Origin of the sequence: Uliginosibacterium gangwonense DSM 18521 (genome assembly GCF_000373965.1) — a bacterium.
GTDB lineage: Bacteria > Pseudomonadota > Gammaproteobacteria > Burkholderiales > Rhodocyclaceae > Uliginosibacterium > Uliginosibacterium gangwonense.
Genome location: NZ_KB892834.1, coordinates 338,938 through 357,023, shown reverse-complemented (window position 1 = coordinate 357,023; position 18,086 = coordinate 338,938). Strand labels below are relative to the sequence as shown.

17 protein-coding genes and 1 tRNA gene are annotated in these 18,086 nt (G+C 60.8%); 8 read left to right on the top strand and 10 right to left on the bottom strand.

Annotation, left to right across the window (positions count from 1 at the left end):
- Positions 1–35: 35 nt before the first annotated feature.
- The gene (locus B145_RS0101640; RefSeq protein WP_018604717.1) at positions 36–1,478 is read right to left on the bottom strand and encodes a cryptochrome/photolyase family protein; all 1,443 of its coding nucleotides are present in this window, start codon (positions 1,476–1,478) and stop codon (positions 36–38) included.
- Positions 1,479–1,583: 105 nt separating this feature from the next.
- On the opposite strand from B145_RS0101640, the gene B145_RS0101635 reads away from it, so the two are divergent.
- The 5 genes from B145_RS0101635 to B145_RS0101615 are packed head-to-tail and all read left to right on the top strand — an operon-like array spanning position 1,584 to position 5,295.
- Positions 1,584–2,135 (top strand): YqgE/AlgH family protein, encoded by a 552-nt coding sequence (locus B145_RS0101635; RefSeq protein WP_018604716.1) that lies wholly within the window; start codon positions 1,584–1,586, stop codon positions 2,133–2,135.
- Positions 2,136–2,138: 3 nt separating this feature from the next.
- Positions 2,139–2,558: a Holliday junction resolvase RuvX gene (gene ruvX / locus B145_RS24025; protein ID WP_051082525.1), complete on the top strand. Its 420-nt coding sequence runs from the start codon at positions 2,139–2,141 to the stop codon at positions 2,556–2,558.
- A complete protein-coding gene (gene pyrR / locus B145_RS0101625) occupies positions 2,555–3,052 on the top strand; it encodes a bifunctional pyr operon transcriptional regulator/uracil phosphoribosyltransferase PyrR (RefSeq protein WP_018604714.1) in 498 nt (165 codons plus the stop codon). Before ruvX ends, pyrR begins: the two co-directional genes overlap by 4 nt.
- On the top strand, positions 3,045–4,004 hold the full coding sequence (locus B145_RS0101620) for an aspartate carbamoyltransferase catalytic subunit (protein ID WP_018604713.1): 960 nt from the start codon (positions 3,045–3,047) through the stop codon (positions 4,002–4,004). The genes pyrR and B145_RS0101620 overlap by 8 nt, the downstream gene beginning before the upstream one ends.
- Positions 4,005–4,017: 13 nt before the next feature.
- Positions 4,018–5,295 carry a dihydroorotase gene (locus B145_RS0101615; protein ID WP_018604710.1) on the top strand — a complete coding sequence of 426 codons (1,278 nt, stop codon included), beginning with the start codon at positions 4,018–4,020 and terminating at the stop codon, positions 5,293–5,295.
- A gap of 59 nt (positions 5,296–5,354) precedes the next feature.
- Here B145_RS0101615 and B145_RS0101610 read toward each other — a convergent pair whose 3' ends face one another.
- On the bottom strand, positions 5,355–6,407 hold the full coding sequence (locus B145_RS0101610) for a hypothetical protein (RefSeq protein ID WP_018604708.1): 1,053 nt from the start codon (positions 6,405–6,407) through the stop codon (positions 5,355–5,357).
- Between B145_RS0101610 and B145_RS24020 the strand changes: the two genes are divergently transcribed.
- Both B145_RS24020 and B145_RS0101600 read left to right on the top strand, forming a co-directional pair.
- Positions 6,406–6,675, top strand: coding sequence for a hypothetical protein (locus tag B145_RS24020; protein ID WP_018604707.1), 270 nt, complete (start codon positions 6,406–6,408; stop codon positions 6,673–6,675). The genes B145_RS0101610 and B145_RS24020 overlap by 2 nt on opposite strands.
- A gap of 221 nt (positions 6,676–6,896) precedes the next feature.
- Entirely contained in the window at positions 6,897–7,415 is a 519-nt protein-coding gene (locus B145_RS0101600) for a hypothetical protein (RefSeq protein WP_026258723.1), read from the top strand.
- 209 nt (positions 7,416–7,624) lie between these two features.
- Here B145_RS0101600 and B145_RS0101595 read toward each other — a convergent pair.
- Positions 7,625–7,701: transfer RNA gene (locus tag B145_RS0101595), tRNA-Arg, on the bottom strand.
- Positions 7,702–7,879: 178 nt separating this feature from the next.
- Between B145_RS0101595 and B145_RS0101590 the strand changes: the two genes are divergently transcribed.
- Positions 7,880–8,293: a c-type cytochrome gene (locus B145_RS0101590; RefSeq protein WP_018604701.1), complete on the top strand. Its 414-nt coding sequence runs from the start codon at positions 7,880–7,882 to the stop codon at positions 8,291–8,293.
- 81 nt (positions 8,294–8,374) lie between these two features.
- Here the strand turns inward: B145_RS0101590 and grxD are convergent, their stop codons facing one another.
- The 7 genes from grxD to B145_RS0101550 form a co-directional block, all read right to left on the bottom strand.
- Positions 8,375–8,692 carry a Grx4 family monothiol glutaredoxin gene (grxD, locus tag B145_RS0101585; protein WP_018604698.1) on the bottom strand — a complete coding sequence of 106 codons (318 nt, stop codon included), beginning with the start codon at positions 8,690–8,692 and terminating at the stop codon, positions 8,375–8,377.
- Positions 8,693–9,035: 343 nt separating this feature from the next.
- The gene (gene prmC / locus B145_RS0101575; protein ID WP_018604695.1) at positions 9,036–9,875 is read right to left on the bottom strand and encodes a peptide chain release factor N(5)-glutamine methyltransferase; all 840 of its coding nucleotides are present in this window, start codon (positions 9,873–9,875) and stop codon (positions 9,036–9,038) included.
- Positions 9,872–10,705 carry a peptidylprolyl isomerase gene (locus B145_RS0101570; protein WP_026258720.1) on the bottom strand — a complete coding sequence of 278 codons (834 nt, stop codon included), beginning with the start codon at positions 10,703–10,705 and terminating at the stop codon, positions 9,872–9,874. The genes prmC and B145_RS0101570 overlap by 4 nt, the downstream gene beginning before the upstream one ends.
- Positions 10,706–10,749: 44 nt before the next feature.
- Positions 10,750–11,832: a peptide chain release factor 1 gene (prfA, locus tag B145_RS0101565; RefSeq protein ID WP_018604692.1), complete on the bottom strand. Its 1,083-nt coding sequence runs from the start codon at positions 11,830–11,832 to the stop codon at positions 10,750–10,752.
- Complete coding sequence (gene hemA / locus B145_RS0101560) at positions 11,829–13,130, bottom strand: glutamyl-tRNA reductase (RefSeq protein ID WP_018604691.1); 1,302 nt, start codon at positions 13,128–13,130, stop codon at positions 11,829–11,831. Before hemA ends, prfA begins: the two co-directional genes overlap by 4 nt.
- Positions 13,131–13,247: 117 nt before the next feature.
- A complete protein-coding gene (pdxH, locus tag B145_RS0101555; RefSeq protein WP_018604690.1) occupies positions 13,248–13,832 on the bottom strand; it encodes a pyridoxamine 5'-phosphate oxidase in 585 nt (194 codons plus the stop codon).
- A 66-nt stretch (positions 13,833–13,898) separates the two neighbouring features.
- Positions 13,899–17,822, bottom strand: coding sequence for a DUF3683 domain-containing protein (locus B145_RS0101550; protein ID WP_018604689.1), 3,924 nt, complete (start codon positions 17,820–17,822; stop codon positions 13,899–13,901).
- Between the last annotated feature and the right edge of the window lie 264 nt (positions 17,823–18,086).

Below are 18,086 nucleotides of genomic sequence, written 5' to 3'. Positions count from 1 at the left end.
AATTAACGCCTAAGTTCATGGAATGAAGACAATAATTACAAACTGTTACCATGCAGGCGCTCAAAGCGTTGCAGGGTCTGCGCCCTCGCCTGGGCGTGATCCACAACCGGGGCCGGATAGTTCTGCCCGATCACACAACCGGCGCTTGCCAGCACATTGGCCGGGGTCAGCCACGGCGCATGGATACTGGCGTCGGGCAGGCGGGCCAGTTCCGGCACATAGTGCCGGATGAAGGCGCCCTGGGGGTCGAATTTCTTTGACTGCGTGATGGGGTTGAAGATACGGAACCACGGCTGCGCGTCGCAGCCGGTGGAAGCCGACCATTGCCAGCCCCCATTGTTGGCGGCCAGATCAAAGTCGTTCAGGTGCTGGGCAAAAAAGCGCTCCCCCCGCCGCCAGTCTATGCCCAGATCCTTGGTCAAGAAGCTTGCGGTGAGCATGCGCAGCCGGTTGTGCATATAGCCGGTCTGTGCCAGTTGGCGCATGGCGGCATCCACCAGCGGATAACCGGTGCGCCCCTCGCACCAGGCCGCAAAGTGGGCATCCGTGGCAGGGCCGCTTTCCCAGCGCAAGGCGGTGTATTCGGGGCGGAAATCGTGCTCGACCACATCCGGGCGATGCCACAGGATCTGCATGTAAAACTCACGCCAGATCAGTTCATTGAGCCAGGTATCCGCGCCCAGGTTGCCACGCTGCTCCCACGCGATGCGCGCAAGTTGGCGGATCGATACGGTGCCAAAGCGCAGATGCGTAGAGAGGTAGGACACCCCGCGTTTGGCGGGAAAATCCCGGGCCTCGTGATACGCCAGCAGATGGGGCAGGAAGCTCTCCAGCAGCTTCTGCCCGCCCTGCATGCCGGTTGGCAGCGCCAGCTGGGCTAGGTTGCTGGGGGTAAAGCCGATATTTGCCAACGTGGGGACGCCCTGCGCCTGTGGGGGGCAGGCCAGTTGGCCGGTGTAGGGCTGGCAGTCCAGACTGGCCAGATCGTTGCTGCCCACGCGCCGCAGCCATGCGTTCTTGTAAGGCGTGAACACCGCATAAGGGTGCCCGGCCTGGGTCAGAATCTCCGAGCGCTCAAAGATCACCTGGTCTTTGAAGCTCACAAAGCCGACTCCCGTGCTGTCCAGCGTCCGGGCCACGTCTTCATCGCGTGCACGTGCCTGGGGCTCATAGTCATGGTTGGCATAGACGGTGGCAATGCCCAGTTCCTGCGCCAGCCGGGGGATTTCCGCCCGCGCCTCGCCATGGCGCACGATCAACCCGCCTCCTTGTGCCCGTAAGGCTGCATCGAGTTCGGCCAGACTGGCGAGGATGAATTCCACCCGGCGGTCGCAGCGCGAGGGCAGGGCATCAAGGATTTCACGATCCAGCACAAAGGCACAGAACACGGTCCTGGCCTGTGCCAGGGCATGGCGCAGGGCCGCGTGGTCAAAGTTGCGCAGATCGCGTCGGAACCAGACAAGGGCAGCAGGAATCATGGGGAAAGCCTCTATTCAGGCAACAGGCGTGGCGCCGCAGATAAACAGACCGAAGTATGCACTGCTGCGCGGGCAAAAAGGCCTTAAAATACCCCTGTGCAAAATATGAACCTGACCAATCACTTCCTGATTGCCATGCCCGCCATGGCGGACCCCAATTTTTCCCGCACGGTGGCCTTTGTGGCCGAACATGGTGAGGATGGTGCGCTGGGGGTGATCATCAACCGCCCCATTGATCTGACCATCAAGGACTTGTTCGAGCGGGTGGAGATCCCCTTTGAGCGGGCTGATCTGGGTACCCGTCCGGTGTATTTCGGCGGCCCGGTGCAGACCGACCGGGGTTTTGTGCTCCACCGCCCGAGTGGTGAGTGGCAATCCAGCCTGCGCGTGGGCGGTGATGTGGCGCTAACCAGTTCCAAGGACATCCTGCTGGCCCTGAGTGCCGAAGGGCAACCTGAAGACCTATTGATCTCCCTGGGTTACTCCGGCTGGAGCGCCGGGCAACTGGAGGATGAGTTGGCGCAGAACGCCTGGTTGAGCGTGCCTGCCGACCCGCGCATCATTTTTGAAGTGCCTGCCGAAGAGCGCTTCGAGGCCGCCATGCGGCTCCTGGGGATCGACTTCGCCAATCTATCGAACATCGCGGGGCACGCATAAGGCATGGCTACGCTGATGGGCTTTGATTTCGGCCTCGCACGCATCGGTGTGGCCGTGGGCGAGACCGAGAGCGGGCTGGCCCAGCCCTTGAGCGTGGTCCGTGGTGAAGCCAATGCCCAGCGTTTTGGTGAAATCGCCAAGCTGATCGCCGAATGGACGCCCCAGCGCCTCGTGGTCGGCTTGCCCTGTGCGCTGGATGGAACCGAGACGGAGATGACGGCGCGCTGCCGCCGCTTTGCCAACCAGCTCAACGGCCGCTTTGGCCTGCCGGTCTCATTGGTGGATGAGCGTCTCAGTTCCGCCGAAGCTGAATCCATGCTGCGCGAGCTTAATATGGGCTGGCGCGAGCGCAAGCAACATCTCGATGCGCTCGCCGCGCAGCGAATCCTGCAAAGTTTTCTCGATATGGGTACTGACACATGAATCTGCCCGATGCAAACCTGCTGCGTGATCAGCTCGTAGAGCTGATCCGCCCCCACCTCAAACCCGATACTGTCTTCATTGGCATCCACAGCGGTGGTGCCTGGGTGGCTGAGTACCTGCACCAGAAGCTGGGCGTGACCACCCCGCTGGGCACGCTGGATGCTGCGTTCTACAGGGACGACTACGCCTCGCGCGGCCTGCACAAATCGCGCAAGTCGCACATCCCGGTTGATATCGCCGGGCGCGATGTGATTTTGGTCGACGACGTGCTCTACAGTGGCCGCACCACCCGTGCAGCATTGAACGAGCTGTTCGACTACGGGCGCCCTGCACGCGTTGATCTGGCAGTGCTGGTCGACCGTGGCGGGCGGCAGTTGCCCATTGCCGCGCGCTTCTGCGCCCATACCTTGGCAGAACCGCTCGCCGATGATGTGCATCTGCGTCTGACGCGTGATGAACAAGGCCACTTTTCCCTGGGGGTCGAGAATGCATAATCCGCAACTCAATCGCAAGGGCGAGCTGCAACATCTGCTCACCCTGGACGGCCTGCCTGCGGCCATCCTCAAACAGATTCTGGACATTGCCGAGCCTTTTACCGAAGTGGCCGAGCGCGAGGTGAAGAAGCTGCCGCTGCTGCGCGGCAAGAGCGTGTTCAACGTCTTCTTCGAAAACAGTACGCGCACCCGCACTACTTTTGAGATTGCCGCCAAGCGCCTGTCGGCGGATGTGATCAACCTGAACGTGGCCACCAGCTCCACCAACAAGGGTGAGACGCTGCTCGACACCATCGACAATCTCTGCGCGATGGGGGCCGACATGTTTGTGGTGCGCCACGCCACCAGCGGTGCGCCCTACCTGATCGCCGACCACCTGCGCAATACAGGCCGTGAGCATATCAGCGTGGTCAACGCCGGTGATGGCCGCCATGCCCACCCCACGCAGGGGCTACTGGACATGTACACCATTCGCCACTACAAGAAGGATTTCTCCCAGCTTACCGTGGCGATTGTGGGTGACGTGCTGCATTCGCGCGTAGCCCGCAGCGAGATTGCCGCGCTGGCCACACTCGGCGTGCCGGAGATCCGCGTGATTGCCCCCAAAACGCTTCTGCCCACTAATGTCGAACGCATGGGCGTGCATGTCTATCATGACATGCGCGAAGGCCTCAAGGGCGTGGATGTGGTGATGATGCTGCGCCTGCAGAACGAACGTATGCAAGGCGCATTGCTGCCCTCCAGCCAGGAATACTTCAAGTGTTACGGCCTCACGCAAGAAAAGCTTGAACTTGCCAAGCCCGATGCCATCGTCCTGCACCCAGGGCCGATGAACCGGGGCGTGGAAATCGACTCTGCGGTGGCCGACGGCAAGCATGCCGTCATCCTGCCGCAGGTCACATTCGGGATCGCCGTGCGCATGGCGGTGATGAGCATGTTGGCGGGCCAGTGAGGATAGACAGACGATGAAAATCAGGATTGCAAATGGCCGCTTGATTGACCCGGTCAACCACATCGACGCGCAACGTGACCTGTATATTGCCGAGGGCAAGATCCTCGCCGTTGGGGATGTGCCAGATGGTTTTGTGGCAGACCGCACGGTGGATGCCAAAGGCATGGTGGTGATGCCTGGTCTCGTGGACCTCTCCGCCCGCCTGCGTGAGCCCGGCTTTGAATACCGCGCTACGCTGGAATCCGAAATGCAGGCCGCGATGGCCGGTGGCGTTACCAGCCTCGCCTGCCCGCCGGACACCGACCCGGTGCTGGATGAACCGGGTCTGGTGGAAATGCTGTGCTTCCGCGCCAAGAACATGAACTGTGCCCACGTCTATCCAGTTGGCGCGCTGAGCTTCAAGCTCGAAGGCAAGCGCATCACCGAGATGGCCGAACTGGTGGAAGCCGGTTGCGTGGCCTTCTCGCAAGTCAATACGCCGATTGTGGATACCCAGGTGCTGATGCGCGCCATGCAGTACGCCGCAACCTTTGGGTTCCGCGTCTGGCTGCAACCCATTGACCCCTTCCTCTCCAAGGGTGGTGTGGCTCACGATGGCGAAGTCGCCTCCCGCATGGGCTTGGCGGGCATTCCGGTGGAAGCCGAAACGGTCGCGCTGGAAACCTACCTCAGTCTGGCCCGGCTGACCGGCGTCAAGTTGCACCTGACGCGTATCTCTTCTGCCGCCGCCATCGAATGTATCGAACGTGCGCGTGCCAAGGGGCTGGACGTAACCTGTGATGTGGCTGCCCATCATCTGCATCTATGCGATCACGATATCGGCTACTTCAACCCGCAATGCCATGTGGTTCCACCGTTGCGCAGCCAGAGCGATCGCGCAGCGCTGCGTGCAGCACTGGCCGATGGGCGCATCAATGCCGTATGCTCAGACCATACTCCGGTGGATGACGATGGCAAGCAGATGCCGTTTGCCGAAGCCGAAACCGGCGTTACCGGGCTGGAACTGCTGCTGCCGCTCACCCTCAAGTGGGCGCAGGAAGAAAAGCTCCCGCTGCTCAAGGCGCTGGCACGTGTCACGGCTGATTCCGCCGCGATCATGGGCATCACCAAGGGCGGGCATCTGAGCCCCGGTGCCCGTGCCGATGTGTGCGTGTTCGACCCCGAAGGCTGGTTCAAGGTCTCCCGTGAAGCGCTCAAGAGCCTGGGCAAGAACACCCCGTTCCTTGGCCTGGAACTGCCCGGCGTGGTGCGTTATACCCTGGTGGAAGGCCGCATCATGTTCGGCGCATAATCAGGTATCGCACATAAACAAACGGGGCCATTAGGGTATAACCAACTGGCCCCGTTTGTCTATTGGCACAGCGGGGTTCCGCCCGCCTGCCAATTGCTTTGGGTCTTGGCAATCAGATTGCCACCGTCCGATTCCGGCGTGGTTTGCTGGCCTTCCCCGGCGCCAAACAGCAAAGCCACCACCTTCGCCTTGGCCACCTGGGGCAGGTGGGCGAAGAGGTAATCCACACGGTTGTCTTTCCAGTGGTTGGTGGTGTTGTTCTGCGCCATGTTGCCCAGCGGAATCTGCCACATCACCGTGGGCTTGCCCACCGTGTCGGAGATCGTCTTGCTCCAGGCCAGATAGTTGGCGGCGGCAGTATCGTCCCACCACGTGTTGCGATTGAGGGATTCGTAGTAACCGGCATCACGATCAGAGGGGTCCGTCACCACGAAATCGCCATCGCCTGCGCCCAGGGCGGTCAGGAATGTACCGATTGCGGCCCCGTCACCGCTGACGGTGTAATTCCAGGGCGAGGCGTGCAGGCCCACGCTGGCGTTCGGGGCATATTTGCGCGTCATGGCGATCATGCATTTTGCAAAGCCACTGGCACTGTTTTCCTGACCTGCACAATCGGTGGGGTTGGCGGTCGTCACCTTGGCGGGCACCTTGTGCGGGTCGCTATTGAGGCTTCGCACATAGCCCCAGAAATCCGGCTCGATATGCAGCAGTGCCTTGTTGTTGCCAATGGTCTGGAGCAGGAAGCGCCAGTCATCCAGGTAGCGGGCGAGGAAGGTGGCATCGTTGATTGCAGCTACCTCCGCAGTGCCTTCGGCCAGTTTGGAACTATTCAGCAATTCGTAATAGGTAATGGCCGGAATCTGCGCCCGGGCGCTGCCCTGCCAGGTCATGCTGGTGGAATTTTGAATATGGCTGAGCACATATTGACCAGGGGCCTTGCTCATGTCCTGCCAGCACCCCCACCAGTTTGAGCAAGAGGAAGAACATGAGGTGCTGCATGTGCCAGCTGGGCGGATGCCACCGGCCAGATAGCGGTAGCGCACATCGAAAGGAGCGGCGCTGGCCGTGGCGTCCTCCATCTGGGCGCCGACCAGCAGCAGATTTTTGCCCATGAAACTTGTCGCCGTGCAGCTACTCGTGCCACCACTGCTGCTCGAACTCGAACTCGAACTCGAACTCGAACTCGAACTCGAACTCGAACTCGAACTCGAACTCGAACTCGAACCAGAGCCTGAACTGGAACTTGAGCCTGTCCCCGAGCTGGACGCAGTGGTGCTGGCTGCGCTACTGTCAGCACTGCCGCCACTCCCCCCGCCTCCACACGCCACCAGAATCCCCAGCAGTAGCCCGATAACCCCGTATTTTTGCCACATGATCTAATCTCCGTTGATTTTGGCGTCATTGTGCGCAATCGGGCCGAGATTACCGCTGCCGTTCGTATGCTGCCTCAGCACTGGCCGACAAATGGCACCGCTCCGGCAGGCTGGGCCAGAAGGGCAGAGCCTTGCACGGCCGGCAAGAATTCAAGATGCCAACAAGGCTTGTCACATCTATGCATGTAAAATCCAAGCTTGCACTTGTCCACAAGCGGGGATGCGAAAATGAACTCAAAGTCAAAGCTCAGTCTGGCATGCGTGTTGGCGGCAAGCGTGATGCTGGCAGGGTGTGCCACCACCCAGGGTGGCAGCAACAGCGGGTCTTCCGAAGCAAAGCCTGCGGCCGCAGCGCAAAGCAAAATCCCACCCGGCATGAATGAGAAGGGCGAGGTGATTGAGGCCAGCAAGGTGGAATCTGGCCACGGGCGCAAGGTCAAGGGGCTGGGCGACTGGGAAGGTGAGATCACCGGCATTCCCGCGCCAAAAAGCAAATTCGCCAAGCTCCAGATTGGCATGTCGATGAAGCAGGTGACTGATCTGGCAGGCCAGCCTACCGATTCCGGCGCCTATGTCACCGGCAAAGCCTGGATTCCCTTCTACTTCGGCAGCGACCGCTATCGCTACGAGATGGTCTACAAAGGCATGGGGCGTTTGGTTTTTGCAGGGGGATCGCTGGGGAATTTCACCGGCGGCAACCTCATCTGGATTATCCACAGTGCCAGCGAAAAGGGCTACCGCGAGTAAGAAGCTGTAACAAAATGGTTCTGGCGTTGTTGCGCTACCTTGCCGTACTACCTGTACGGTCTGCGTCGGCACGCCTAGCCAGAACCGTTGCACTCCATTTTGTTACAGCTTTTAAGTACTTGGAGCAATGCACAAACAGGGGGAGGGGGCTTCCGCATCCCCCGCTTCAAGCCAGGGAATGTAGGGGCGCAGGCCAGAGCCTGAAGAAATGGTGCACCCGGCGCGATTCGAACGCGCGACCCCTGCCTTCGGAGGGCAGTACTCTATCCAGCTGAGCTACGGATGCGTGGGATAATGCCAGTGATTCTACCGCAACCGCCACGCTTGTCTTCTCCAAGGCAAGAATAGCGCTTAACATTGCGGGAGCTGGATGATACTGCACGTGAAGGCGGGTGTCCATGCACGAGGGCAGATAGCTCGTTATAATCGCTGCTTCCGCAGAGAAAATTTCCAAGGTGCCTGACATGAACAAATATACGCGCCTCTCCCTGGTTTGTGCCGCAGCCTGCGCAGCACTTGCGCTGGTCGCCTGTGGCAAGGAGAAGCTGGACGAAGAAAAAACCGCCGAACTGATCCAGCCCGTGGGGCGGGTGGAGTTTGCTGCCAGCGCACCGGCGGCCAGTACGGCAGATGCCAAGCCCAAGACGGGGGACGAAATCGTCAAGACGGTCTGCTCCGCCTGCCACGGCACAGGGGCCAACGGCTCCCCCAAGATTGGCGACAAGGCCGCCTGGGGGCCGCGTATCGCGCAAGGCAAGGATGTGCTCTACACCAGCGCGCTCAATGGCAAGAACGCTATGCCAGCACGGGGCGGCACCACCCTGTCAGACGCAGAAATCAAGTCTGCAGTCGACTATCTGGTGGCCCAGGCCAAGTAAGGCCCGCCCGACCAACGCAAAAAACGGCTCATGAAATTCTTCATGAGCCGTTTTTCCAGGTGCCTACCGGCACCGTCTGGTTCAGGCTGCGATGCCTTCAAGCAGCTTTTGCAACTCGCCAGACTGGTACATCTCCTTAATGATGTCACAGCCGCCCACAAATTCGCCCTTGATATAGAGCTGGGGGATCGTCGGCCAATTGGCGTACTCCTTGATCCCCTGGCGGATCTCATCATCTTCCAGCACATTGACCGAAGCGTACTTGCTCACCCCACACAGCTTGAGGATATGCGCGGCGGTGGAAGAAAAGCCACACTGCGGGAAGGTCGGCGTGCCTTTCATGAACAGCACAACCGGGTTGCTGGTAACGGTTTCGCGGATACGGTCTTGAACACTCATCATGGAACTCCTGGGGTTGTCGGCCCAGATGATCGTGCACCCGGACGCATGTAACTTATAAATACCTGAGCGATTTTATCGGAAATATCCGCAGACCCCAAGGGGGCTATGTTCTACAGTGGCGCCAAGCCGTGTGTTCAACCCGGATTTGAGCGTCAGCGTACCTGTTCACAAGGTTGGTATCATCCGCTTGAGCTGGTGCCGCACATATCTGGCCGCAGCAGGTTGGCGTGAAATCGTTTGGCATTATTTGATTTTGTAGGGGCGCTTGGGGAAAACGGCCAGACAGGTTGCCTGATCCCGCCCCACCAAAAAAATGACGTATAAATATGCAGGATGTGCTTTAGCCGGGCATGCGGCCGCCGCTGACGCGTTCGATGCCAGAAAGGTCTTCCCAGGAGTGCACGGCGACAAAGCCTTGGGCTTCGAGCAGTTCCCTGACGGCGGCGGCTTGGTCGTAGCCGTGTTCGAGCAGTAGGGAACCGCCGGGGAGCAGATGTTGCCCGGCTTTGGCGATGATCTGGCGGATGTCGTCCAGGCCGTTGGCGCCGGAGGCCAGCGCGCTGATGGGTTCGAAGCGCAGGTCCCCTTGGGCAAGGTGGGGGTCGTGCTCGGCGATGTAGGGCGGATTGCTGACGATGCAGTGGAAGCGTTCATCTTCCACGGGCTGATACCAGCTGCCCAGCAGGCAGCGTACCTTGGCGCCTTGGGCCAGGGCATTGGTGGCGGCGACTTCGATGGCGCCGGGGGAGAAATCAATGGCGGTAACCTGTGCCTCGGGCCGCTCCAGGGCGATGCTGATAGCGATGATGCCGCTGCCGGTGCCCAGATCGAGCAGGCTGGGGGTGGCGAAGTCTTCCACGGCGGCGATGGCCAGTTCGACCAGCAATTCGGTTTCCGGGCGCGGAATCAGCGTTGCCGGATTGACCCGGAAGAGGCGGCCAAAGAATTCGCGTTCTCCGGTGAGGTAGGCGACGGGCTCACCTTGCTCGCGGCGCTGGAGCCAATCCACGTAGAGGTGGGCGGCGTCTAGCGATAAGCTGCGCTCAGGGTAGGCGGCAAGGGTGGTGGTGTTCACCCCTGCCGCTTCGCGCAGCAGTACCCGCGCATCGATGCGATCGATGCGCCCACGGGCGAGGTCAAGTGCCTCGCCCAGCGTGGAGGGTAGTGCAGGCAGACTCACTCGACCTTGGCCTTGCTGACCAGTTCGTCGATGTACTTTTGCATGGCCTGTTGCTGCATCTGCTGTTGCATTTGCGGCTTGACCTGCTCGAACTTCGGGTTGTTGGCCTTGCGGGTGTTTTCCAGCAGGATCACGTGGTAGCCGTATTGGGTCTTGACCGGGGTGGTGGTGTACTTGCCCTTGGCGAGCGAGCTGACGGCCTTGGCAAATTCCGGCACATAGGTGGCCGGGCGGGCCCAGCCCAGATCGCCGCCGTTTTCCTTGCTGCCGGGGTCTTTCGAGGAGGCCTTGGCCAGATCGGCAAACTTGGCGCCACCTTGCAGCTTGGTGATGAGGGCCTTGGCGTCTTCTTCCTTGTCGACCAGGATGTGGCGCACGCTGTATTCGGTGTCGCCCATCTGCTTGACCTGCTTGTCGTACTCAGCTTTGAGCTGCACATCGGTGACCGGATGCTTCTTGCTCCAGGCCTGGAGATAGGCGCCGACGAGTTGGTTGTCCGCCGCATAGGCCATGTGCAGGCGCACGGCGGGGTCTTTGTCGGTACCGCTCTTGCGGGCTTCCTGCAGCAGCACTTCACGCTGGATCAGGTGCTGGCGGACTTGGGCGCGCAGTTGATCGTTAGCAGGTGCGCCTTGGGCGGTCTGTTCTTTGATCAGCACATCAGCCATGGCGGCGGGAATCACTGCGCCATTGACCTTGGCAACGGTGCCATTGGCAGCCGCAGCAGGGGCGGAGGCAGATGCAGCCGGGGCGCTCTGGGCAGCAGCGCTAGCACCTTGGGTAACGGCCATCAGAAGGGCTGCGGCGGCCAGGCTTAGGGTTTTCTTCATGAAGAGGTCCTTGTGGGTCAACGAATGTAGCCTTACGTAATCAATCAGTCTTCGCCGGTCAGTTGCGCCAGCAGTTCAGTCTGGTGTTCCGCAATTAGAGCATCGATCAGTTCATCAATGTCGCCGTCCATCGCCGCATCCAGCTTGTACAGGGTCATGTTGATGCGATGGTCGGTGATCCGGCCCTGCGGAAAGTTATAGGTCCGGATGCGTTCGGAGCGGTCGCCGCTGCCGATCAGGCTGCGCCGGGTAGCCGCTTCCTTGGCCTGCGCTTCGCGCAACTGGCCGTCTTTGATACGGGCGGCCAGCACCGAGAGTGCCTGGGCCTTGTTACGGTGTTGCGAGCGGTCGTCCTGACATTCCACCACGATGCCGGTCGGGATGTGGGTGATGCGCACCGCCGAGTCGGTCTTGTTGATGTGCTGGCCACCCGCGCCGCTGGCACGGAAGGTGTCGATGCGCAGGTCGGCCGGGTTGATGTCGACCTCGCCCACCTCGTCGGCCTCGGGCATCACGGCCACTGTACAGGCCGAGGTGTGGATGCGCCCCTGTGTTTCGGTGACGGGGACGCGCTGCACACGATGCCCGCCGGACTCAAACTTGAGGCGCGAATAGGCGCCAGAGCCGATGATCTTGCAGATCACTTCCTTGTAGCCGCCCAGGTCGGATTCGCTCGCGGAGGCGATTTCCACACGCCAGCCGCGCCGTTCGGCGTAGCGGGTATAGACCCGCAGCAGGTCGCCCGCGAACAAGGCGGCTTCGTCCCCGCCCGTGCCGGCGCGGATTTCCAGGAAGAGGTTGCGCTCGTCGTTGGGGTCCTTGGGCAGCAACGCAACCTGTAGCTCGTTTTCGACGCGAACCTGTGCTGCCTGCGCGTCTTCAATCTCGCTTGCGGCCAGCTCCCGCATCTCCGCATCGGCCAGCATCTCGCGGGCGGTGTGCTCATCAGCTTCCGCCCGGAGGTAATCCTGCCAGAGTTGGACCACCGGGCCGATTTCGGCATGCTCCCGCGTCAGTTTGCGGTACTGGTCCATGTTCGCCGTGGCGTCCTCGCTGGCGAGCACGCCATCGAGTTCTTCCCGGCGAAAGGCAAGTTGTTCGAGCTTGTTGCGGATACTTTGTTTCATGAATGACGGGTTGGTTTCGCGGGGTTGGACTGGCTCCGCCCGGAAAGGTTTCGTGAATCGGACAAGAACATTTGCCGCACCACCTCCTGCGCGTGGGCCAAGTCCTGGTCCTCCGCCTGGTTCAGATAATGGGTGGGGCCATGCAGCAGCTTGTTGGTGAGTGCTTGGCTCAAATGCTCCAGCACCCGTTGAGGGTCTTCCCCCTTGGCGAGCAGGCGACGTGCGCGTTCCAGCTCCGCTAGACGCAGGGTTTCGGCATGATCCCGCAGTTGGCGGATGGTGGGCACCAGATCGCGGGTGTGCAACCAGTGCAGAAAAGCATCTACCTGGGTCTGGATGATGCCCTCGGCCTCATCCACCGCCGCCAGCCGCGAATCTTTGCCCGCGCTGACGATCTGGGAGAGATCATCCACGGTGTAGAGGAAGATGTCGGAGAGCTTGGCCACCTCGGGTTCAATATCGCGGGGCACGGCCAGATCCACCATCACCATCGGGCGCCAGCGGCGGGCTTTGAGCGCACGCTCGGCCATGCCATGCCCGATCAGGGGCAAGGGGCTGGCGGTACAAGAGACGACGATATCGAACTGGGGCAGGATTTCGCCAAGCGTCTCCAAGGCCACGGCCTTGCCGCCGACCTCTACTGCCAGCTCCTGCGCACGGTGCAGGCTGCGGTTGGCAATGGTCATCTGCGCTGGGGAGACCCCGGTGAAGTGGTGGGCGCAGAGGTGGATCATCTCGCCCGCGCCTACGAACAGCACCTTGGTGTCACTCATCTGCTCAAAAATGCGTGAGGCCAAATGCACTGCGGCGGCGGCCATTGAGACGATGTTGGCGCCAATCGCGGTGCTGCTGCGCACTTCCTTGGCGACTGAGAAGCTCTTTTGCAGCAGCTTGTGCAGCACGCTGCCCAGGGCGCCTGCCTGCTCGGCGGTACGCACCGAATCCTTGAGCTGGCCGAGGATTTGCGCTTCGCCCAGCACCATCGAATCCAGCCCGCAGGCAACCCGGAACATGTGGCGGATGGCGTTGCGGTCCGGGTGGGTATACAGGTAGGGGCTGATCTCGCGCAGCGGAATCTGGCGGTAGTCGGCCAGCCAGTCGGCGGTTGCCTGGGGGTCTCGCGTGGTGCAGTACAGCTCGGTGCGGTTGCAGGTCGACAGCAAAGCCGCTTCGCCCACCAGCCCGCGCTGGATCAGATCCGCCAGGGCAGCCTGCAGGCTGCCTGCCGGAAAGGCAAGCCGCTCCCGTATCGCCAGGGGCGCAGTATGGTGATTAAGGCCAAGGGCGAAGATGTGCATCCGCAGAACGTTATGATGGATGGGCGAAATTCAGGGCGAGCCCTATCCGGCCCGCCAAAGCATCCGCGATTGTAGCACCCCGGTTCGCCGAACCCATTCATCCTCTATTGGCATTGCTCACGGGAAGAGGGTGGAAGTCGCCCAGCCCCCTTCGGCAGTGCGCGTGAACACATTGCGCTCATGCAGGCGGAAGGGCTTGTCACGCCAGAATTCAATCTTCTGCGGCGTAACGCGGAAGCCGCTCCAGAACGGGGGGCGGGGCACCTTGCCAATGTTGAATTTGAGCGCGTACTGGGCGACACGCTGTTCCAGCTCAAAGCGCCCTTGCATGGGGTGGGATTGCTTGGATGCCCAGGCACCGATGCGCGAATCGCGCGCACGGCTGGCGAAGTAGGCGTCGGCCTCCTCCTCGCTGACCGGGGTCACCAGCCCCTCGACGCGAATCTGGCGCTTGAGCGATTTCCAGTGAAAACACAGCGCGGCCTTGGGGTGGGCGGCCAATTCCTGCCCCTTCTGGCTGGAGAGATTGGTGTAGAACACGAAGCCCTGCTCATCAAAGCCCTTGAGTAGCACCATGCGCACCGAAGGCATGCCATCGGCACCCACGGTGGCCAGCGCCATCGCGTTCGGGTCATTCGGTTCGGTTTTCTCAGCCTCGGCCAGCCAATTGCGGAAAAGGTCGAAGGGGTTTTCTTGACTCATGTTCGGTGATCCCCAAAAAGCTGCGGGCCGGCACAGGCCGACCCGCACGCAAATCAAAACACTATCCTACAGCAGTACGCGTTCGATGCCGCCTGCGTTGGCGTTGCGAATGTAGGTTTCCATCCAGTCCTTGCCCAGCAGGTGGCGCGCCAGTTCAATCACGATGTAGTCAGCGTCCAGCCCGTCCACATCCTCGTTGAAGCGTTGCAGGCCTTGCAGACAGCTTGGGCAGGAAGTCAGCACCTTGATGGGGCCGGCATACTCATCACTACGCAGTTTTGCTGCGCCCTTCTGGAGTTCCTCTTCCTTGCGGAAACGCACCTGGGTCGAGATGTCCGGGCGGGCGATCGCCAGCGTGCCGGATTCACCACAGCAACGGTCGCTCTTTTCGATCTTCACGTTGCCTTCAGTGGTGATCAACGCATTGACCGTCTTCATCGGGTCCTGCTGCTTCATCGGGCTATGGCAGGGATCGTGGTACATGTAGCGCGTACCGGACACGCTTTCGAGCTTGACGCCCTTCTCCAGCAGGAACTCGTGGATGTCGACGAGTCGGCAGCCGGGGAAGATACGGTCAAACTCATACTTGGTAAGCTGGTCGTAACAGGTCCCGCAGGAGACCACCACGGTCTTGATATCCAGGTAGTTCAGCGTGTTGGCGACACGGTGGAAGAGCACCCGGTTATCCGTGGTGATCTTCTCGGCCTTGTCATCCTGCCCTGAGCCGCGCTGTGGATAACCGCAGCACAGGTAGCCCGGTGGCAGCACGGTCTGCACGCCTACTTCGTAGAGCATCGCCTGGGTTGCGAGCCCCACTTGCGAGAACAGGCGCTCCGAGCCGCAGCCGGGGAAGTAGAACACCGCTTCCGAATCGACCTGGGTCTTCTTCGGATCACGGATCACCGGCACGACGTTGCTGTCCTCAATATCCAGCAAGGCCCGTGAGGTGCGCGAAGGCAGGTTGCCCGGCATCTTCTTGTTCACGAAGTGGATCACCTGGGCCTTGAGCGCAGGCTTGCCCAGCGAGGCCGGTGGCTGCCTGGTGCTGCCACGGCTCAAGGGGCGCATCAGGTCAACGGCCAGCCGTTGCGCCTTGTAGGCCCATTCGATGGTGAACTTGCGCAGGAATTTGATCTTTTCCGGTGAAGTCGTGTTCAGGAAAGCCATCGCCAGCTTCTTGGCCGGATTGACCGATTGCTTGCCCATCTTGCGCAGCAGATTGCGCATGGCCATCGACACGTCGCCAAAATCGATGTCGACCGGGCAGGGTGTGTAGCACTTGTGGCAGATCGTGCAGTGGTCGCCCACGTCCTCGAATTCTTCCCAATGCTTGATGGATACACCACGGCGGGTCTGCTCTTCGTACAGGAAGGCTTCGATCAGCAACGAGGTGGCCAGAATCTTGTTACGCGGGCTGTAGAGCAGATTGGCACGCGGAACATGTGTTGAGCATACAGGCTTGCACTTACCGCAGCGCAGGCAATCCTTGACCGATGCGGAGATCGCGCCAATATCACTCTGCTGCATGATGATGGATTCATACCCCATCAGGCTGAACGACGGGGTATAGGCATTGCGCAGATCGGCACCCGCCATCAGCTTGCCGCTGTTGAAATGGCCCTGCGGGTCTACTTGCTGCTTGTATTGACGGAAGGGGCCGATTTCCTCTTCGGTGAGGAACTCCAACTTTGTGATGCCAATGCCATGCTCGCCCGAAATCACCCCGCCCAGCGAACGTGCCAGCGTCATGATGCGTGCAACCGCCGCATTCGCTTCCTGCAACATCTCGTAGTGGTCGGAGTTGACCGGCAGGTTGGTGTGCACGTTGCCATCACCCGCATGCATGTGCAGGGCTACAAACACGCGGCCGCGTAGCACATCCTTCTGGATGGCTTCGATGCGTTCGAGCACCGGGCGGAAGTTGTTGCCTTCAAAGATGCCTTCGAGTTCGGGCTTGAGCTCGTGCTTCCAGGAAATGCGCACGGAATGATCCTGCACGCGGTGGAAGAGCTTGGGGTCTGCAGCCCGGTTGGTGAGCTGGCCGGCTTCGATGCCCCACTGCGCAAACTTTTCCTCGGCCAATGCCAGAGGCATGTCCAGATTGTCCAGTATCCACTGCCAGCGGGCACGAATTGCCAAGATGGCCTCCAGCGCACGTGCGCGGCGGTCATCAATCAGCTCTTCCTTGTTCTGCTCCGCTTCATACGCACGAAGTGGCAGCTCCCCTTGCATGAAGTCGCTCAGCGCATCGCACAGGCGCAGTTTGCTGTTGATCGACAGCTCAATGTTGATCCGCTCGATGCCATCGCAATAATCCCCCATGCGTGGCAGCGGGATCACCACGTCTTCATTGACCTTGAAGGCATTGGTATGCTTGGCGATTGCAGCCGTGCGTGAGCGGTCGAGCCAGAATTTTTTGCGCGTCTCGGCCGAAACAGCAATAAAGCCTTCTGCGCCACGCAGATTGCATATCCGCACCACTTCGGAGGCGGCCTGGGCCACGGCGGTTTCATCGTCACCGACGACATCACCGAACAGCACCATCTTGGGTCGCCCGTGGTTCTTGGCCTTGGTGGCGTAGCCGACCGCCTTCACATAGCGCTCATCCAGGTGTTCCAGGCCTGCGAGCATTACGCGCCCTTGCCCCAGCTTGGGCAGGGAATCGAGGTAATCTTTGATCTCCACAATCGCGGGCACGGCTTCGCGCACCTGCCCGAAGAATTCCAGGCACACCGTGCGGGTGTGCTGGGGCATCTTGTGCAGAATCCAGCGGGCCGAGGTGATGATGCCGTCACAACCTTCCTTCTGGATGCCCGGCAGGCCACCGAGGAATTTGTCGGTCACGTCCTTGCCCAGCCCCACCTTGCGGAATCGTTCGCCCGGCAGGGTCAGGATTTCTTCGCCCAGCTCCTTTTTCGTGACTGGATCATGGCGGCGCAGGCGGAAGCTGACCTCGGCCTGATCGTGAATCTTACCCAGGTTGTGGTTGAGGCGTTCCACTTCCAGCCAGTTGCCATCCGGGGTAACCATGCGCCAGGACACCAGATTGTCCAGCGCGGTGCCCCACAGCACGGCCTTCTTGCCGCCTGCGTTCATGGCGATATTGCCGCCGATGCAGGATGCGTCAGCAGAGGTCGGGTCGCAGGCGAACACCAGCTCGGCCGATTCGGCCAGATCCATCACTCGGCGGGTGACGACCCCAGCGCCGGTGAATACCGTGGCATAGGGTTGCGAGACGCCCGGCAGGCTCGACAGTGGCTCTACCTTGCCCATGTCGATGAGCTTTTCGGTGTTGATCACAACTGAGTTCGGCGTCAGCGGCACGGCGCCCCCGGTGTAGCCGGTGCCGCCCCCACGCGGGATGATCGTCAGCCCCAGCTCGATACAGCCGCGTACCAGATGGGCAATCTCTTCCTCGGTATCCGGGTAGAGCACCACGAAGGGGTATTCCACGCGCCAGTCGGTGGCGTCAGTCACATGGGCCACACGGGCATAGCCATCAAAGCAGATGTTGTCGCTGCGGGTGTGGCGCGAGAGCAGGCGGGTGGCACGGCGGCGCAAGTCGGCAGTCTGCTCGAAGCGCGCCTCAAAGCTATCCACGGCCTTGTGCGCAGCCTGCATCAGTTGGGCTACCTTCGCTGCCCGTGCCGGGTCTTCCGCCTCGGATTCGGCGCGGCGTTTTTCCACTTCACGCAGGCGATGGCGCAAGGCGTCCAGCAGTGCTTGCCGACGCTTGCGGTTGGCGAGCAGGTCGTCTTCCAGGTAGGGGTTGCGTTGCACCACCCAGATGTCGCCCAGCACTTCGTAGAGCATGCGCGCAGAACGCCCCGTGACCCGCTCGGCCCGCAGAGAGTCCAGGCCGGTCCAGGCTTCCGGCCCGAGCAGGCGGATGATGATCTCGCGGTCGGAGAACGAGGTGTAGTTGTACGGGATCTCGCGCAGGCGGACCTGGGGGGCGTGCTGTGCGGCAAATTCCGGGCTTGGTTTCATGTCGACGGTCGTTGTGCTTGAGCAACTGGGGTGAGCTATTTTAGGGCCAGTGCCAATAAAAGGCGACGCGGCCGATAGCATGGGTATTCAGGAAAACGGACTTTGTTGCCGTGCATCATGGATTTAATGGCTGGCATCCGTTCGTCAGCTCAAACCATGGATGCAGCCATCCAGGTTGTTGCATGCATTATAAGGGTTTTCCTGTAAGCTCTTGTTTGACAATGTATATACCCTGATTTTTAGGTCAAAAGCATATTTTTTATG

Coding starts and splice junctions, on each gene's coding strand:
- B145_RS0101640 (WP_018604717.1), bottom strand. CDS start 1,478: ATGATTCCTGCTGCCCTTGTCTGGTTCCGACGCGATCTGCGCAACTTT.
- B145_RS0101635 (WP_018604716.1), top strand. CDS start 1,584: ATGAACCTGACCAATCACTTCCTGATTGCCATGCCCGCCATGGCGGAC.
- ruvX (WP_051082525.1), top strand. CDS start 2,139: ATGGCTACGCTGATGGGCTTTGATTTCGGCCTCGCACGCATCGGTGTG.
- pyrR (WP_018604714.1), top strand. CDS start 2,555: ATGAATCTGCCCGATGCAAACCTGCTGCGTGATCAGCTCGTAGAGCTG.
- B145_RS0101620 (WP_018604713.1), top strand. CDS start 3,045: ATGCATAATCCGCAACTCAATCGCAAGGGCGAGCTGCAACATCTGCTC.
- B145_RS0101615 (WP_018604710.1), top strand. CDS start 4,018: ATGAAAATCAGGATTGCAAATGGCCGCTTGATTGACCCGGTCAACCAC.
- B145_RS24020 (WP_018604707.1), top strand. CDS start 6,406: ATGAAACTTGTCGCCGTGCAGCTACTCGTGCCACCACTGCTGCTCGAA.
- B145_RS0101610 (WP_018604708.1), bottom strand. CDS start 6,407: ATGGGCAAAAATCTGCTGCTGGTCGGCGCCCAGATGGAGGACGCCACG.
- B145_RS0101600 (WP_026258723.1), top strand. CDS start 6,897: ATGAACTCAAAGTCAAAGCTCAGTCTGGCATGCGTGTTGGCGGCAAGC.
- B145_RS0101590 (WP_018604701.1), top strand. CDS start 7,880: ATGAACAAATATACGCGCCTCTCCCTGGTTTGTGCCGCAGCCTGCGCA.
- grxD (WP_018604698.1), bottom strand. CDS start 8,692: ATGAGTGTTCAAGACCGTATCCGCGAAACCGTTACCAGCAACCCGGTT.
- B145_RS0101570 (WP_026258720.1), bottom strand. CDS start 10,705: ATGAAGAAAACCCTAAGCCTGGCCGCCGCAGCCCTTCTGATGGCCGTT.
- prfA (WP_018604692.1), bottom strand. CDS start 11,832: ATGAAACAAAGTATCCGCAACAAGCTCGAACAACTTGCCTTTCGCCGG.
- hemA (WP_018604691.1), bottom strand. CDS start 13,130: ATGCACATCTTCGCCCTTGGCCTTAATCACCATACTGCGCCCCTGGCG.
- pdxH (WP_018604690.1), bottom strand. CDS start 13,832: ATGAGTCAAGAAAACCCCTTCGACCTTTTCCGCAATTGGCTGGCCGAG.
- B145_RS0101550 (WP_018604689.1), bottom strand. CDS start 17,822: ATGAAACCAAGCCCGGAATTTGCCGCACAGCACGCCCCCCAGGTCCGC.